Origin of the sequence: Fibrella arboris, from assembly GCF_041321095.1 — a bacterium.
Lineage (GTDB): Bacteria > Bacteroidota > Bacteroidia > Cytophagales > Spirosomataceae > Fibrella > Fibrella arboris.
This window is the reverse complement of the sequence record NZ_JBGGWE010000005.1, coordinates 471,239-486,130: the sequence shown is the minus strand read 5'-3', so window position 1 is coordinate 486,130 and position 14,892 is coordinate 471,239. Positions and strand designations below refer to the sequence as shown.

At 53.4% G+C, this 14,892-nt stretch carries 15 protein-coding genes; 4 read left to right on the top strand and 11 right to left on the bottom strand.

From position 1 onward, the window contains the following. Window positions 1–2: 2 nt before the first annotated feature. The 6 genes from ACAW75_RS11860 to ACAW75_RS11835 all read right to left on the bottom strand — a co-directional run bounded on the left by ACAW75_RS11860 (window position 3) and on the right by ACAW75_RS11835 (window position 7,524). Window positions 3–2,504: a DUF2339 domain-containing protein gene (locus ACAW75_RS11860; RefSeq protein ID WP_370728928.1), complete on the bottom strand. Its 2,502-nt coding sequence runs from the start codon at window positions 2,502–2,504 to the stop codon at window positions 3–5. Between the two features lie 238 nt (window positions 2,505–2,742). Next, complete coding sequence (locus ACAW75_RS11855; protein ID WP_370728927.1) at window positions 2,743–3,192, bottom strand: hypothetical protein; 450 nt, start codon at window positions 3,190–3,192, stop codon at window positions 2,743–2,745. A gap of 89 nt (window positions 3,193–3,281) precedes the next feature. After that, window positions 3,282–4,577, bottom strand: a complete 1,296-nt coding sequence (locus ACAW75_RS11850) for an asparagine synthetase B (protein WP_370728926.1) — start codon at window positions 4,575–4,577, stop codon at window positions 3,282–3,284. A 351-nt stretch (window positions 4,578–4,928) separates the two neighbouring features. Then, on the bottom strand, window positions 4,929–5,726 hold the full coding sequence (locus tag ACAW75_RS11845) for a polyprenol monophosphomannose synthase (RefSeq protein WP_370728925.1): 798 nt from the start codon (window positions 5,724–5,726) through the stop codon (window positions 4,929–4,931). Window positions 5,727–5,827: 101 nt separating this feature from the next. Continuing rightward, a complete protein-coding gene (hemG, locus tag ACAW75_RS11840) occupies window positions 5,828–7,132 on the bottom strand; it encodes a protoporphyrinogen oxidase (RefSeq protein ID WP_370728924.1) in 1,305 nt (434 codons plus the stop codon). Next, entirely contained in the window at window positions 7,129–7,524 is a 396-nt protein-coding gene (locus ACAW75_RS11835) for a DUF4296 domain-containing protein (protein WP_370728923.1), read from the bottom strand. Before ACAW75_RS11835 ends, hemG begins: the two co-directional genes overlap by 4 nt. A 159-nt stretch (window positions 7,525–7,683) precedes the next feature. Between ACAW75_RS11835 and ACAW75_RS11830 the strand changes: the two genes are divergently transcribed. From ACAW75_RS11830 to ACAW75_RS11815, 4 genes are all read left to right on the top strand, one after another. Further along, complete coding sequence (locus ACAW75_RS11830; RefSeq protein ID WP_370728921.1) at window positions 7,684–8,550, top strand: DUF58 domain-containing protein; 867 nt, start codon at window positions 7,684–7,686, stop codon at window positions 8,548–8,550. 107 nt (window positions 8,551–8,657) lie between these two features. Further along, the gene (locus ACAW75_RS11825; protein ID WP_370728920.1) at window positions 8,658–9,539 is read left to right on the top strand and encodes a hypothetical protein; all 882 of its coding nucleotides are present in this window, start codon (window positions 8,658–8,660) and stop codon (window positions 9,537–9,539) included. A 45-nt stretch (window positions 9,540–9,584) separates the two neighbouring features. Beyond that, on the top strand, window positions 9,585–10,508 hold the full coding sequence (locus ACAW75_RS11820) for an MOSC domain-containing protein (RefSeq protein WP_370728919.1): 924 nt from the start codon (window positions 9,585–9,587) through the stop codon (window positions 10,506–10,508). A gap of 29 nt (window positions 10,509–10,537) precedes the next feature. Continuing rightward, on the top strand, window positions 10,538–11,374 hold the full coding sequence (locus ACAW75_RS11815) for a hypothetical protein (RefSeq protein ID WP_370728918.1): 837 nt from the start codon (window positions 10,538–10,540) through the stop codon (window positions 11,372–11,374). A gap of 81 nt (window positions 11,375–11,455) precedes the next feature. Here the strand turns inward: ACAW75_RS11815 and ACAW75_RS11810 are convergent, their stop codons facing one another. From ACAW75_RS11810 to rpsR, 5 genes are all read right to left on the bottom strand, one after another. Further along, complete coding sequence (locus tag ACAW75_RS11810) at window positions 11,456–11,725, bottom strand: NifU family protein (RefSeq protein WP_370728969.1); 270 nt, start codon at window positions 11,723–11,725, stop codon at window positions 11,456–11,458. A 41-nt stretch (window positions 11,726–11,766) separates the two neighbouring features. Beyond that, entirely contained in the window at window positions 11,767–12,876 is a 1,110-nt protein-coding gene (locus ACAW75_RS11805; RefSeq protein ID WP_370728917.1) for an Mrp/NBP35 family ATP-binding protein, read from the bottom strand. 113 nt (window positions 12,877–12,989) lie between these two features. Then, on the bottom strand, window positions 12,990–13,994 hold the full coding sequence (locus ACAW75_RS11800; protein ID WP_370728916.1) for a GSCFA domain-containing protein: 1,005 nt from the start codon (window positions 13,992–13,994) through the stop codon (window positions 12,990–12,992). Window positions 13,995–14,067: 73 nt separating this feature from the next. Then, window positions 14,068–14,523, bottom strand: a complete 456-nt coding sequence (gene rplI, locus ACAW75_RS11795) for a 50S ribosomal protein L9 (RefSeq protein WP_370728915.1) — start codon at window positions 14,521–14,523, stop codon at window positions 14,068–14,070. Between the two features lie 103 nt (window positions 14,524–14,626). After that, complete coding sequence (gene rpsR, locus ACAW75_RS11790) at window positions 14,627–14,878, bottom strand: 30S ribosomal protein S18 (RefSeq protein WP_085412948.1); 252 nt, start codon at window positions 14,876–14,878, stop codon at window positions 14,627–14,629. Between the last annotated feature and the right edge of the window lie 14 nt (window positions 14,879–14,892).

Sequence of the window (14,892 nt, the reverse complement as noted above, 5' to 3'; positions counted from 1 at the left end):
GGTTATACGGCTGCTTCGTCGGCGGCGAGTAATCGTTTGATTCGCTGGTACATAAACGAAATAACGAGTAATAACGCCCCCAGCGAGATAAATGCCAGAATTCGACCGCCTTCTGAAATGCCCTGAATGTCGTAAATGAACAGTTTTAGTAAGGTGATCGCAAACAAACTGAGTGACAGAACCCGATACGTGCGGTTACGCCGGACAAGACCTGCGTACATAAACGCAAAGGCGCAGATGCCCCACACAATGGGCAATCCAACTTTATTGGTTTGCTCAATCAGGGCGTCGAACCGTAGCTGAACGGCTAATTGCCGGGCAGTTGACCGGGCAATCTCAGCGCTTGAAAAGGTGAAGGCGATGGCATTGGCAAACAGGGCCATGCTGCTTACCGACACAACCGTACTGACCAGGAACCAGGGCCATAGCTTTTCCAGCAATGGCACAGCAGGAGCTAGGCGTTCTTTGGCCCTGAACAGCAAGGCCAGCACGATACCGACTGCCAGCAAATTGACATAGTGGAACAAGAAAGCTGACCGGCTCGAAATCAGTCCCTGATAATACGAATCGAGCAGATCGAGCACGGCGGGGCCTGTATTGAAGAGGTAAATAAACAAAATGACCAGACTGAACAGAACAGCGCCCCACAGCCGTTGATTACCGGCCGAACGCAAGGAAAGATAAAGAAAGGCTGCGGCAACCAGCAGATTGTACGTACCTAGTAAAATGACCCGGTTGGCGTCATATCCGTAGGCAATCAGTAACTGATAGTCTAGTTCCACAATACCTGCCAGATAGCCAACCAGTACGGCAACGTACCCAACGAACCGACGGTAAGAGGGAATAGACCACTCTCCGATGTATACCGAAACAGGGGCTGCCTGCTGGCTCAAAAGCCGGTAATAGGCCGCTATTCCCGCTACGGAAACAGCACTGGTGATGAAGGCTCTATTGATGATGATTGGTAGCGGCGGTGTGGCGGCCGTGTTGTAAAGGGCAGTCCAGTCCATCAGCAGGCTGATGCCCATTAGCCCTAATACGATGACCGATGCCGTTGCCACCAGTCGCAACCCTGATCGCTGACTAAGCCACAGGAGCAGAACGGCTTCCAGCGCCCAGAACATCGTAATGAAATTACCGTTCAGCTGCACCGGGATCGTGAGGCTGGCAAACGTGATCACCAGGCCAATCAGCAGATAAAAGAGCGTCGTATCAGTTGGGTGACGCCGTCGAAGCAAAGCCGCATAGCCGAAGTTAATGACAGCCAGCGCAAGCGTGAATGGGCCTTGCCACGAGCCCTCGTCTACAGCGGCTAAAACGCCCATACCCGCGCCGTAATAGAAAGCCGTGTTGCTCATAAACAGGCTGACGTCGAGCGCGGAAAAGCGGGTATCGTGTCGGAGGCGGTCAAAAAGGTTCATGGCCGCAAACAGGCTGTAGAACAGTGAACCGAAAACGAATGCACCGATATAGGGTGGCGTGGGGGAAGTTGCGCTGGGTACGTTGTCCAATACGTCCGTTGCCAGCCACGACCCGAACAGCAACACCGTGAGACCATAAGCCACCCCATGCACCAATGGCCATTTTTTGAATGATGAAAGTACCAGCATCCCCACATCGAGGATAAGGATGTAGGTAAACAGGACGATGTAGTTGCCCTGACCTGAACTGACCATAAACGGAGTGGCAAAGCCGCCGATCAGCGACATAACGGCCAGTTCAACGCGGTTATAGGCGATAGACAGCGCTACGGCAAAGCCCGTGATCACGACCATGAGCAGGAACGCCGCCGTTTGACTAAAGATCTCATAATCGGAGAAGGCAATGGCGATGGTGAAGTACAGTACCGACAAACCGCCCGCTACCAGCACCGAACTAAAGGCCGCGAACCGTTGGCGCATTCGATGCGCTATAGCCAGCAAACCGCCACCCGCGGCCACGCCAATCAGTACCCGACCCATCTCGCCGATCCATTCCTGCGCAATGGCGTAGCGAACGAAATACCCAATGCCGGCCACCAGAATGGCAATCCCGATTTTGTTGATGAGGTTTTCGCCAATAAACTTTTCCAGATCTGGATTCTCGGCTAAAAAACGCCGGAACCAGGAAGGCGTAGGCGCCGCAAACGCAGGCGGGTCAAGCAAGGAGTCGTCGAGCAGGTTCGGTTTAACTGCCTTAAGTGGCTCCGGCGTTGCGATAGACAGGACTGGTTCCACCTCCTTCGGTACGACAGGGGCCGGATTAATCGTCGGATGAGCCACTGGATCGGGCACGGAGACGGGCGGCGGAACGACCGGACTACCCTGAGGCGATACTGGCCGAACGGGCGCGTCAGGCGTCAGAACAGTCGCTACCGGCGGTCGGCCCTGCTCGTTTATCAGCAGTGTTTTCTGGAGTTGTAGTAGGTTGTCGCGCTGATCGGCGATGCTTTTCTTTAGTTGAACAAACTGCTGATTGAGGTACAAAAACAGCACGATCAGAAGCAGGATGTAGAGACTTTCCATAAGTAATGGGCGGGAATAGGGGTGACCAAATCCGGTACCCAGGCAAAGATGCCAAAATCGGCACTAATCACAATTGTTTGATTAATCGTCTGGTAAACAGTGCGTTTAAACGGTCAACGTCCAGCGTGTGCTGCCTGAGAGTTAGCTACCAGGCCAGAGACGCACACCAGACGTTGCTTACTGGCGAACTGATTCGATCAGTCTGTTGCCAACACTGGCCGACGTATAGATGGGTACGCTACTGATGTTGCCGCCCCCACACGTAGCAGGCTGGAATCTGACCGGGCCGTTTTACGAAGGCAAATAGTTGGGATTTGTATTCTTTTCCGGTGCCACAGGTCAACGACACCTGAACAAGAAACTTAGGCGCATCTTTCAGCACGTCGTCTGAGATAAGAATGCGTTCGTGCGTATTGGCTCCGTTTTTCCAGGCGCGCACCGATAGGTCGTTCGATAGGGTGTCTTTTTGAGGGAAAACTTCAAAAAGGAATGACGTATAATCGGTCTCTTTGTACGCTGAAGCAATGAGCAGGGCCCCCGCATAACCACTTTCACAGGGGGCCTGGGCAACCAGTTGAGTAGGCGGCTGACAGGGACTTGCCTGCGAGTCGACGACGGCTGTTTTTTTACAGTCGGTGAGTGTGCCGGTAAGTAGTGCGGCAACCAGGAGTGTACGGGCAGCTTTCATAACGCGATCAGGAGTTTTAGGGCCAGAACAGTACGATAACCAGTCTGTATACCAGTCTGTTTATACGCTGTAATCCACTCAGCCTGGGGTTATGTCTTCCGTTTCTTTTTCTTTGCTGAAGGGAACAGCACGTTGTTCAGAATAAGCCGGTAGCCGGGAGAATGAGTATGCAGGTTCAGATCGGTCGGTACGCGCCAGCCCCCTCCGCCACCACCACCGCCGCGAACATTTTCTGGATCATGACCGCCGTAGAAGGTCCATTGGCCCCGGCCCATCTCGCCATACAGATAGCGGGCCGACGTAGTGCTCTCCCCCATTGTCAGCGTGCTGGCTTTGATCGTCGATTTGCGGAAAGCGGTTGTCTGGCCCGTAAACTCCTTGATGATGGCTTCATGGTTCTGCGTCAGCATGGCTGGAATGACGTCCCATTTGGCCGAAAAATTGAACAGCTCGAAGTAGCCACTCGCCGACCCGCCACCGCCGTAGCCCTGTCCGGCCGCCGAATTAATGTCTGAGAACGTAGAGAAGCCGCGCCCACCGCCGTTATCACCTTCAAGCCTGAAATTGTGGAAGGCAAACGTTTTGCTGAAATCAAGTTTTGCCTGCGCCCCCGGATCAACGTCGTCGCCGTCATAGGTATCGCCCACGATATCGACCCCATCGGCAGCCAGGGCGATATCAAGCGTTTCGGCAGCCGAACACATGGCGAACAGATAACCGCCACCGGCACAGAAGGCCTTAATGCCTTTAGCCACCGCCAGCTTCATCTGCGATACTTTCCCGAAGCCATATTTCTTGGCAATATCTTCCTGCGCCTTGATGTCAGACAAGGTCATCCGTTGCATATTCCGGCCATACTGACCCGTAAAGTCTTCGTGGTGCAGGTGGAGCCAGTCATATTTCGGTAGGTCGCCTTTCAGCACTTCTTCATCGTAGACCAACTCGTATGGAATTTCGGCGTAGGTCAATACCAGCAGTACCGCGTCGTTGTTTTCAAACTCAGCGGGGCCAACCTTGGCAGGCGAATACACAATGATCTTGGCCGCTTTGTTGAGCGTTACCACGTCCATATTCAGGTCCGGATTCGCGATCTGCCGTTTGATCGACGCAGCGCCGGCGTCGGTCAGTGACTCAAAGGCCACGCCCCGAATGCGGCACTCGTTCTCAAATTTTGCCGACTGTTTGATCAGGAAACTGCCGCCCCGATAGTTAAGCAACCAGTCGACATCCTGGTCATCTTTCAGTACGGCATAGGCGATGCCATAGGCTTTCAGATGGTCAGTCTGTCGTTCATCCATCGGAATCAGAATCGATCCTGCCAATGCCTGTCCGGCATAGCTAATAATGGCCCAGAGCAGCAACAGAAACGGGGTTGTTCGTTTCATGGCAGAAGTCGGTTAGAAAACGGTTGATGGCGTAATTTACAGCATAACAACGCTGATTTACAGCTTCCATACCCTTTTTATAACGTAACCAGAGGCAACGGTCCTGGGTACGTTATCAACGGGTAAATCCGTGGCAACGTACCCACCAGACTTCGTGCTGAATTACCCGGCCAAGCCGAGCCAGCGCCTGGTTGTAGAGGAAACGGCATAGGCCACTGACACCCGGCGGGGCGCTGAAGCCCAGAATAAGAACGGTCGAAATTAACTGAGGCCTGAAAAGCCGTTGGAGAAGAAAAGAAAACGCGGATGCCGGTCAGTCAGAATCGTGAATTGGCTTACAGGCTACCGTACCTACACCAGCTCAACGGCTTCGCCTGGAATGCGCGGCGCTATTGTTGTACTGGCGGGAATGTAGTGCCGGAAGAAGCTGTTGAGCTTCATCTGGATCACCCCCAGGATCGCCTCCTTAAAAATCTTCGTCGACATTTTCGATTCGCCGCGGGTACGGTCGGTGAAGATGATCGGCACTTCGGTAACGGTAAAGCCGTATTTCCAGCAGGTGAATTTCATCTCGATCTGGAACGCGTAGCCCACGAATCGGATCGGGTTTTGCAGCAGGACATTCAGCACGTGCGCCCGGTAGCAGACAAAGCCGGCGGTGGGATCCATAAAGGGCATGCCGGTGATGAAGCGGACGTAAATACCTGCGCCATACGACATCAGCACCCGGCCAATGGGCCAGTTCACCACGTTCACGCCTTTGATGTACCGCGACCCAACGGCCACGTCGGCGGGAAGCCGCCCCGCCCCACCCGTTGCACAGGCATTGTAGAGACGCACTAAATCGTCGGGATTGTGGGAGAAATCGGCATCCATCTCGAACAGGTACTCGTACCCACGTGCCAGGGCCCATTTGAACCCGTCGATGTAGGCCGTACCGAGGCCAAGCTTCCCCCGCCGCTCCAGCAGGTGCAACTGATTTGGGAACTCGCTCTGTAACTGCTTCACAATAGCGGCCGTACCATCAGGCGAGCCGTCGTCGACAATCAGCAGATCGAACGCTGTGGGCAGCGAAAACACGCGCCGGATGATGGCTTCGATGTTCTCGATTTCGTTGAACGTAGGGATGATAACGAGGCGATCTGTCACGGCGAAAAAACGTTTATTCTTAAAACAGGTGTGTACCCAAAAATAATGCATTCAGGTCGTTAAATAATCTTAATCAGACGTAACCGATCCTGAAAAATACGTCATAAGCGGCTGCCCAGTGCCCTGGCATTACCAATACAGTCGGCTAGTGAAACGCCACCGTACCAGTTGGCGCAGATGTACAGCTTTTCGGCTTCCAGCGCCGGAACGAGTTGCTTCACGGCCGCCAGTTGCCGGTCATATTGCGGAATGGCCTTCGACCATGAAAATGACCGTTGCCAAACGGGCCTTGCCGAATTGATGCCAAAGGAATCAACTAACTCTTGATGAACCCGTTCGCAGATGTCGACGTCGGGTAAAGAGGCGTTGGCGGCTCCCTGCTGCCCACCAACAAACGTGGTGAACAGCACCTCGTCGGTTGGGCATCGGCCCGTAAAGATCGAGCTACTCCAGATATGACCGGCGGCAAAACGTCCTTCAATGGCGGGGTTGAGGCCACCAAAGCCGTTGAGCGGGTGCGACACATCCGCCCGTTTATAAGCCGTATGAACGGCCACCATCGGCGGGTAGTCAAGTTGCCGCAAGGCCTGCGCAAAGGCTGGCATGTGCCCGGTGACCAAGCTTGCTGCGCTGTCGGCAGGGGTGGCCAGTACCAGCCTGTCAACCGGCTGGGCGCCTTTTTGGGTGTGAACCGTCCAGCCGGTCTGGGTACGTTCGATCCGGTCAACGGGGCAGTTTGGATGGGCGTGGGTAAGTTTCCCGGCCAGCGCATTGGGGAGCATCTGCATCCCCTCGCGAAAGCTAAACGACTGCCGCCTACCCGTTTTAGGCTGGGTTTTGATCAGGCCCCGCAACACAGAGCCGTATTCGCGCTCATAGTGCAACAGGATCGGAAAGGTTTCAGCGACCAGCAAACGCTCGGGATCGCCGGCGTAGATACCTGCTACAAACGGCCCCAGGGCGTAGTCAACGATCTCGGACGTAAACCGACGGCGAAAAAACTGCCCCAGCGTCTCGCCCGGGGGCGACTGGCTTTTGTTGCTTAACTCCCGACAAATGGCCCACTTCGTTTTCAGACTGAAAAAGCCGCCGAACAGCAGCCCCGGTGGAGTGCCGGGTAACTCCCGATAAGCACCGTTTCGGTAAATGAATCGCGCTTTACTGACCGCATTGGCAAAGATCAGATCAGGTGTTAAGCCCAGCCCGTCGAGCCAGGTCAGCAGGGTACTGTCGCCCAGCAGGGAATTGGGGCCAAGTTCACGCAGGTAGTTGTCATCACGCACTGAACGTATGTACCCACCCGGTTGCGGACTGGCTTCCCAGAGCTGGTAGGCTTGCCCGCGCTGTTGTAATTCGTAAGCCAGCGTCAGTCCTGAAATCCCACCGCCAATGATACCGATTGTCATGGAACGGCGGTCGGCTTGGTTTTGCCGGCTTTATCTGCCTTTTCTTTTTCGATCGCTTTCAGCTGCTCAACGACCTGCTCGTAAATGCTGGCCAATTTGGCCGGGCGTGACGAATAATACACGAAGCTTTGGGTATAGGCCGAGGTATCAACATTGAATTTTTTCAGCGTCTGTGTCTGAAGGCGTTTGAACAACAGCGTCGACGTATCGCTCGATCCAATAGACAGTTTGGCAATGCGCGCTTCCGAAAGATGCACTTCGGTCAGAATAGCCGCCATCTTATCTTCATCGACCAGATTGGCTGGTTTCGCGCCGAGTTCGTTCGCGCCATCGGTCTTGCACCGGACAAGTAAGAGGCAAAGGCAAAGCCAGAGGGCAAGTTGACGTATCATTGTAAAGGTTTTCGCTTGGCCGGCACTGCCGAACAGCACCGGAATGAGCCTACTCGTTGGCGACCTGATGTATTCAGGACGTACTTTTACAGGTTAACCCCTAATAGTGGGCAAATCGTTTACGCTAGGGGTATCAAAAATCGTTAAAAACGGTACGGGATGGATGATTTTCTGGTAAAGGTGCAGGAGTTCGAGATCCGGATTCGTAAGGCCGTTACCTCGCAGTTGAGAGGCAATTTCCGGTCTGTTTTCAAGGGCTCTGGCCTGGAATTCGCCGATTTACGTCAGTATCAGTATGGCGACGATGTGCGCGCGATCGACTGGAACGTGTCGTCGAAAGGGCATGGTGCGTTTGTGAAGGTCTTCCGGGAGGAAAAAGACCAGACCGTTTTTTTTGTGGTCGATGTCAGTGCGTCGCAGCAGGTGGGTACGCATCAGCGCTCGAAACTGGATACGACCAAAGAGGTGTGCGGTACGCTGGCTATGTCGGCCCTGCGCGAAGCGAGCCATGTTGGCCTGTACTGCTTTTCCGATAAAAAAGAACAGTATCTGAAACCGGCCAACACGCAAAAGCTGGGGTATCAGCTCATTACGTCCCTGGGGAAACTACAGCCAGAATCGATTCGTACAAATATTGCGGAGGCCTTGCTGTTCACGTTGAATGTCCTGAAACGAAGAAGCCTGGTTTTTTTGCTGTCTGACTTCATTGATCAGGGGTATGAGCATAACCTGAAAGCACTGGCCCGTAAACATGATCTGGTCGTTATTCACTTCTACGACCCGCGTGAGGTCAATCTGCCCCGACTTGGCATTATTCCGGTTTACGATATGGAGGAGCGCCGAACGGTTTGGCTCAACACCTCGTCGCCTCGTTTTCGGCAGCGCCTTCACGACCAGTTCGCCCAAAGTCGTGTTCGACTCGAACGGTTCTGTCGCCAGTACGACGCAGACTATGTAGCCCTGGACGCTCAGGCCGATTTTGTTCCTACGCTGGCCGAGTTGTTTCGGGTTAGAAAATACCGGTAATCAGTAAACTACCCTAATCAGTCATCCGTGGGATTTTGATGAAAACAAAGCATAGTCGATTGGCTGTATTGACCAGGGCACGGGTGAGGCGTACAGGCCGTGCCTGTTTGTTTTCGCTATGGTTTCCTGTTCAGTGTCTGGTATGCCTTGCGCACTGTTCGGTAGCCCAGCCCGTTGGGCAGTTTATTGATGATACCATCGAAGTAGGCCGACCGTTCCGCTACGCGCTGACGGTACGGCACAGCGCGGCACAGGATGTATTTTACCCGGATACCGCCCGTCAGTTTGCGCCATTCCTGGTGAAAAACGTGACGGTGTATCCCACCAAAACCACTGACAATGTCAGCGTCGATAGCGCCGTTTACACGCTCGTTTCCTTTGAAGTGAGTCGGGGGCGGGTATTGCAGGTGCCCATTTACATGGCCAATGGCGCCGACTGTACGGCAATACTGTCAGCGCCTGATACAGTTTTTTTGCAGTCGACTGCATTGGCCACAAGCCGGCCGGATACCCTGCAACTGGCTCCTGATACGGTGCTAACGCCTTTGCCGCAAGAGTTCAATTATGCCTATCTGACCATCGCTGTAGGGGCACTCGGGGTAATAGCCGGCGCGATATACATTCTGTTTGGGGCGCTCCTGCGGCGGCGGTGGCAACAGTATCTGCTTACCCGGTATCACAACCGGTTTATGACTGGCTATAACCAACTTACCCGCAACCTGGGGCCAGAGTCAACCGGCGATACGACAAACCAGGCTATTGTCAACTGGAAAAAATATTTGGAGCGACTCGAAAAAAAGCCATATACCTCACTAACCAGTAGCGAAATTGCCGATCGAATTGGAGACGACCGGCTGACTGATGCCCTGCGCGAAACCGACCGGATGATCTACGGCGGGTCATTCACCGACCAGTCGCCATTGGCGCTGCGTGTCCTGGGCGAGGTAGCGGTGACCGCTTACCAACGTCGCCGGGCGGCAATCAGTTAAGTTGAGTATGTGTTCAATCGGCAGGAATGACCAAACCCGTTCGCTATGTCTCTTTCGCTTAAACAAATCATTATTTATCCGATCAAATCGCTGGGCGGTGTAACGGTGTCCGACGCCCGGATAGATGCTGCCGGGCTGCAGTATGATCGCCGGTATATGCTCGTTGAACCAGCCGGTGACTTCGACGCGCCGATTCGGCAGGCAGCGGACCGGAGGGGCACGTTCATTACCCAGCGAACGGTACACCCAATGGCGTTGATCGATACAGCCATCAACGTACCTGAAAACACGCTCACCGTCTGGCATCGGCACTTTCCCGACGATGTGCTTACCCTGCCATTGGTGCCCTCTGTCGATGACAATCCCATCAGCGTAAGCATCTGGGACAGCGAGGACGTACCTGCACAGTTGGTCAGTGTCGACGCCGATGCCTGGTTTAGCCGGATAATCGGAAAAACCTGCCGACTTGTGTATATGCCAGACACAACTCGCCGTACGATTACCTCCCGCCATGTCCGGCGCGATGAGGTAGCCGATCCGATCGTCAGCTTTGCCGATGGGTTTCCCGTATTACTCATCACGCAGGCATCGTTGAATGAACTGAATCGGCGGGTAGCCACAACCGTCGACGCACCGCTGTCGATGGCCCGTTTCCGACCAAACTTAATCGTTGACGGGCTGTGCTGGCCACACGACGAGGATACCTGGGCAACGGTTAAACTGGGCGAAGCCACGCTCTATGGCGTGAAGCCCTGCGTACGGTGTGTGCTGACCACTATCGACCCGGCCACTGGTAATCGGGGAAAAGAACCGCTGCGAACGCTGGCGACCTACCGCAGCCGGGACAACAAAATTTTGTTTGGCGAAAACTTCCTGCCTGCTCTAACGAGTGTAAACCAGTTGCTACAGGTTGGTGATACCATTGAGGTAGTAAACCGTAAAGAGCCCTGGTTACCAGTCGGCGTTTAATATCTGAGAACACCGGGCTATCCCTGTCTATGTTTCGTCCTGCTATTTACCTGAGCCTCCCCGTTGTGGTGGGAGCCGTTTTATCGAATAAGCTGGCTGTGCGCCTCTCCGACGTTGATCCGGTACATTGGGCCACCACGCCTCTGCTGGGCATTGTTGTCTGGATGATTTACACAGCCGACCGACTCCTGGATGTTCGTCAGGCTACGGCTCCGCTCACATCACGCCACCGGTTTCACGCCGAGAACGCTGATTTGCTGTGGGGAGTTGTTGGGGGGCTGGGTGCCATTGGGGCCATCCTCGTCTTTTTTCTGCCCGCACCAGTCGTTCGTTTTGGGGCCATACTGGGCGTTGCCTGCATAGCCTATGTGCTGGCGGTGTATCAACTCCGGGACCGGCACCCGGCGCTGGTAGCTAAAGAGCCGCTGGTGGCCATTCTGTTTACGGCCGGTGTATGGGGGTCTGTCTGGGTGCAGCGGGAAGCCATTGGCTGGCCTTTCAACGTGCAAAGCGTACTGTTTTTAGGCATCGCTTTCCAAAATCTGCTGCTATTCTCCGTCTTCGAGCAGAAAGATGCGTCTGGCCGGGCTGATTCTGTCTCGCTGGCCACTGTCTGGGGACTTAGCCGGTGCGACACGATCCTTCGCTGGCTTACGTTTGCTATTGTAGCTGGTGCCTTTGCCGTATGTTTTACGGCCGACGATTCGGGTGGCGGGGCACGTTTCTCGCAACGTGCCAGCATCATGCTCGGTATTATGAGTATGACCCTTTATGCCATGCAACGCTACCCAACCTATTTTCTGCGAAGAAACCGCTACCGATTCATTGGCGATGCTGTATTCTGGTTACCTGCCCTGGTGTTATAGGCAATCGGCTGGCTATACACAATAAAAGCGGTCTGGCACACAACCAGACCGCTTTTTATACGATACTTCAGGTACAGTACGTTAAGGCAAAGGCGTCAGATTCACCGCTTCTACACGACTGATTTCTGGCACTGCCTTCAGGATAGCTTCTTCCAGACCGCCTTTGAAGGTCATTGCCGACATAGGGCAACTGCCACAAGAGCCCATCAGCTCAATACGAACAACGCCTTCGTCGCTGACGTCAACTACTTTAACATTACCACCGTCAGCCGCCAGGTAAGGCCGCATACTGTCGAGTGCTTTGTCAACACGGGCAATCAGAGGATTTACGTTGTCTACGACCATTTGTATAAAATCAATGTCTTATTCGTAAATATAGTACAATTCAGGCATTATACCCGGGTAAACTCGACTCGTTTCGTTTCGTCCTGCGTGGCATTACGAATAGCTACCCGGCGAGCCAACGCCTCAGCGGCACCGTTGAATGCTTCAGCCGATGGGCCATCGGCTGAAACCAGCGCGGGTTTTCCATCATCGCCCGCTTCGCGGATGCTTTGCACCAGGGGTACCTGCCCCAGTACCGGCACGTCGAATTTCTCTGACAACATAGCGGCACCCCCGGACCCAAAAATATAGTACCGGTTGTTGGGGAGTTCGGCGGGTGTGAAATAGGCCATATTCTCCACGATCCCCAGCACAGGCACGTTAATCTGGGGCTGTTTGAACATAGCGAGCCCCTTAATGGCGTCGGCAATGGCTACTTTCTGGGGTGTAGTCACAATGATAGCCCCGGTTACGGGCACCGTCTGCACCAGCGATAAATGGATATCGCCCGTGCCGGGCGGAAGGTCGATCAACAGGTAGTCGAGCTCACCCCATTCCGTGTCGGAAAAGAACTGCTGCAACGCCCGACTGGCAACCGGACCCCGCCAAAGCATGGCCTGGTCGGGCGGAACCAGAAAACCAATCGACATTAATTTGATGCCGAACTGCTGAATGGGCTGCAGGCGGTTCTGCCCGTTGATCTGGATAATTTGCGGTTGCATATCTTCCGCGCCGAACATGACCGGAATCGACGGTCCGTAAATATCGGCGTCGATAATGCCCACCTTCGCCCCTGATTTATGCAGGGCAATGGCCAGATTTGCCGTTATCGTTGATTTACCGACACCCCCTTTACCCGAAGCGACGGCAATGATATTTTTCACGCCGGGAAGCAATGGCGCATCGTTGCGAGTCGACGTTACATTGGCCGTCATGTCTACCTGAACGGCTATTTCCGAGCCAATATGGCCGTGAATGGCATCTTCGCAACGCTGCCGGATCAGCTCTTTGAGCGGGCAGGCGGGCGTCGTGAGAACAATCGTGAAGCGAACCGAATCAACACCTAATTTGATGTCTTTGACCATGCCCAGCGAGACAATATCGCGTTTCAGGTCAGGCTCTTCTACATGGCCCAGTGCGGCCAGTACAGTTTGTTCGGTGAGTTTATAACTGGACATTTCTGAAGAAGTTTACCGTTTACTGTTTGCTGTTTTCAGTTGCGCCGCCAGGGAACACAGTTGGTTGCTGGCGGCGCAACTGAAAACAGCAAACAGTAAACGGTAAACTATTTTTATAGTAAACGATTTTGAATATCGGCGCGTTCGGTCGACGTGTCAATCGAGGCGGGCAATTGGTCGAGTTGCCCGATTAACTTCTGTAGAAACTGTTTATGAGCCTCATTTATACCATGTAGCGGCCGATGAGCCAGCGCCCGTTGAATAGACCCCCATTGCTTAATGAAAGCACAAAGGTCGGGTGTAAAGGCGCTGGCGGCAAACTTATCGAATACGTAATCGTGAGCCAGCGCATTCGGGTGAATCAGGTCAGCTTCGTAGAATCGATAATCGCGGAGATCATCTTGTACCAGTTCATAAGCCGGGAAATAGTACACCCCAGACAAGGTAGCTGGCCGGTTTGCCTGTGCCATGGATTCGCCCGACAAGTCGGCGCAGACCGTTCTAAGGAGGGCTTTACTGGCCGAGTTCAGTGTTAACCCATCACGGATGTGACGTATCGGGCTAACGGTCAGAATAATGTTCAGGCGTGGATTGTGCTCATTCAGCAACTGAAAGACCTGCGATAAAGTAGTTCGGACAGGCTCAATACGGCTTAGGTATTTTGTGAACAACGTACCTGGCATTTTATGGCAGTTGGCCACCACCTGCTCTGTGGCCTGATGCTGATACACTACTGCTGAACCGAGCGTGATAAACAGCCAGCTTGCCTGCCGCAGGGCATCGCCAACTTCGCGCAAACGTACCTGAAGTAAAGCGGTAAGCGCTGCTTTTGACTGCCCCCAAAGCGAAGAATGAAAATCATAATGAAACCAGAGCTCGTCGCGCTGTACAAACAGCGCTTCATCCGGTTCACCGCCCGTCAGGGCGAGCCTTAGTAACTTGCTGATCGAGAACGGATTAAATAACGTACCCAGCGGATTGTTCAGCACCACCAACTTATTGGCGAGTAGCTTTTTGCCCATAACATCGGCGAAGCACGACCCGATCGTAACAATCTGATCGGTCAGCTTAAGCTGAGCAGGCAGGCGTTCGGGGGTTAATTCGGTTCGGAAGAGCATATAAGAACCAATAAAAAAACGGACCCGATGAGTCCGTTTTCTGTTACACTAACTTACGAGAAGCTGGTTCATACTAGGCCTGTACAACCGTTTCACCAACTACATCAACTGTAACCTGGTGTTTCACTTCTTTATGCAGATCCAGCGTTGCTTTGTATTCGCCCAGCGTCTTCACGTCTTCGATCGTGATTTTTTTCCGGTCAATATCAAAGCCTTTTTCACGCAGGGCATCAGCGATTTGCGTGTTGGTTACCCGACCAAAGATTTTTCCGCTTTCGCCTGCTTTAGCTACCAGCGTCAGAGTCATATCACCGATTTGCTCTGCCAGAGCGAGCGCGTCGTTTTTGATCTTTTCCACTTTGTGAGCAGCCTGCCGTACGTTTTCGGCAACTACTTTTTTATTAGAAGGGGTTGCCATAACAGCAAAGCCCTGTGGAATCAGGTAGTTACGACCATAGCCCGGCTTCACCGTGACAATGTCGTTTTTATACCCAACGCCGGTTATATCGGTTTTGAGAATGATTTCCATGTCTATAAAGAGTTTACTGTTTACAGTTTGCTGTTTACTGTTGCGTTGCGTAGGTACGTTACGTTGACTACGCAGCGCAACAGCAAACAGCAAACTGTAAACGCTATTTAAGTGAATCGGCTACGAAAGGAAGCAGGGCAAGGTGGCGGGCACGTTTCACGGCCTGACCTACTTTGCGCTGATATTTCAGGCTAGTGCCGGTGATACGCCGGGGTAGAATGCGACCCTGGTCGTTCAACAACTTCAGTAGGAAATTGGGATCTTTATAATCGATATACTTGATGCCGGCTTTCTTGAAGCGGCAGTATTTCTTGCGGACTTCGCCGCTGTTCATTGCTTCGTTCTGTAAGCTCATGGTTGTTTCGTGCC

What these genes read in the sequence shown, in the direction of transcription:
- ACAW75_RS11850 (WP_370728926.1), bottom strand. Translation starts at nt 4,577, where the DNA reads ATGAAACGAACAACCCCGTTTCTGTTGCTGCTCTGGGCCATTATTAGC.
- ACAW75_RS11830 (WP_370728921.1), top strand. Translation starts at nt 7,684, where the DNA reads ATGGATGATTTTCTGGTAAAGGTGCAGGAGTTCGAGATCCGGATTCGT.
- rplI (WP_370728915.1), bottom strand. Translation starts at nt 14,523, where the DNA reads ATGGAAATCATTCTCAAAACCGATATAACCGGCGTTGGGTATAAAAAC.
- ACAW75_RS11815 (WP_370728918.1), top strand. Translation starts at nt 10,538, where the DNA reads ATGTTTCGTCCTGCTATTTACCTGAGCCTCCCCGTTGTGGTGGGAGCC.
- rpsR (WP_085412948.1), bottom strand. Translation starts at nt 14,878, where the DNA reads ATGAGCTTACAGAACGAAGCAATGAACAGCGGCGAAGTCCGCAAGAAA.
- ACAW75_RS11860 (WP_370728928.1), bottom strand. Translation starts at nt 2,504, where the DNA reads ATGGAAAGTCTCTACATCCTGCTTCTGATCGTGCTGTTTTTGTACCTC.
- hemG (WP_370728924.1), bottom strand. Translation starts at nt 7,132, where the DNA reads ATGACAATCGGTATCATTGGCGGTGGGATTTCAGGACTGACGCTGGCT.
- ACAW75_RS11800 (WP_370728916.1), bottom strand. Translation starts at nt 13,994, where the DNA reads ATGCTCTTCCGAACCGAATTAACCCCCGAACGCCTGCCTGCTCAGCTT.
- ACAW75_RS11820 (WP_370728919.1), top strand. Translation starts at nt 9,585, where the DNA reads ATGTCTCTTTCGCTTAAACAAATCATTATTTATCCGATCAAATCGCTG.
- ACAW75_RS11805 (WP_370728917.1), bottom strand. Translation starts at nt 12,876, where the DNA reads ATGTCCAGTTATAAACTCACCGAACAAACTGTACTGGCCGCACTGGGC.
- ACAW75_RS11855 (WP_370728927.1), bottom strand. Translation starts at nt 3,192, where the DNA reads ATGAAAGCTGCCCGTACACTCCTGGTTGCCGCACTACTTACCGGCACA.
- ACAW75_RS11835 (WP_370728923.1), bottom strand. Translation starts at nt 7,524, where the DNA reads ATGATACGTCAACTTGCCCTCTGGCTTTGCCTTTGCCTCTTACTTGTC.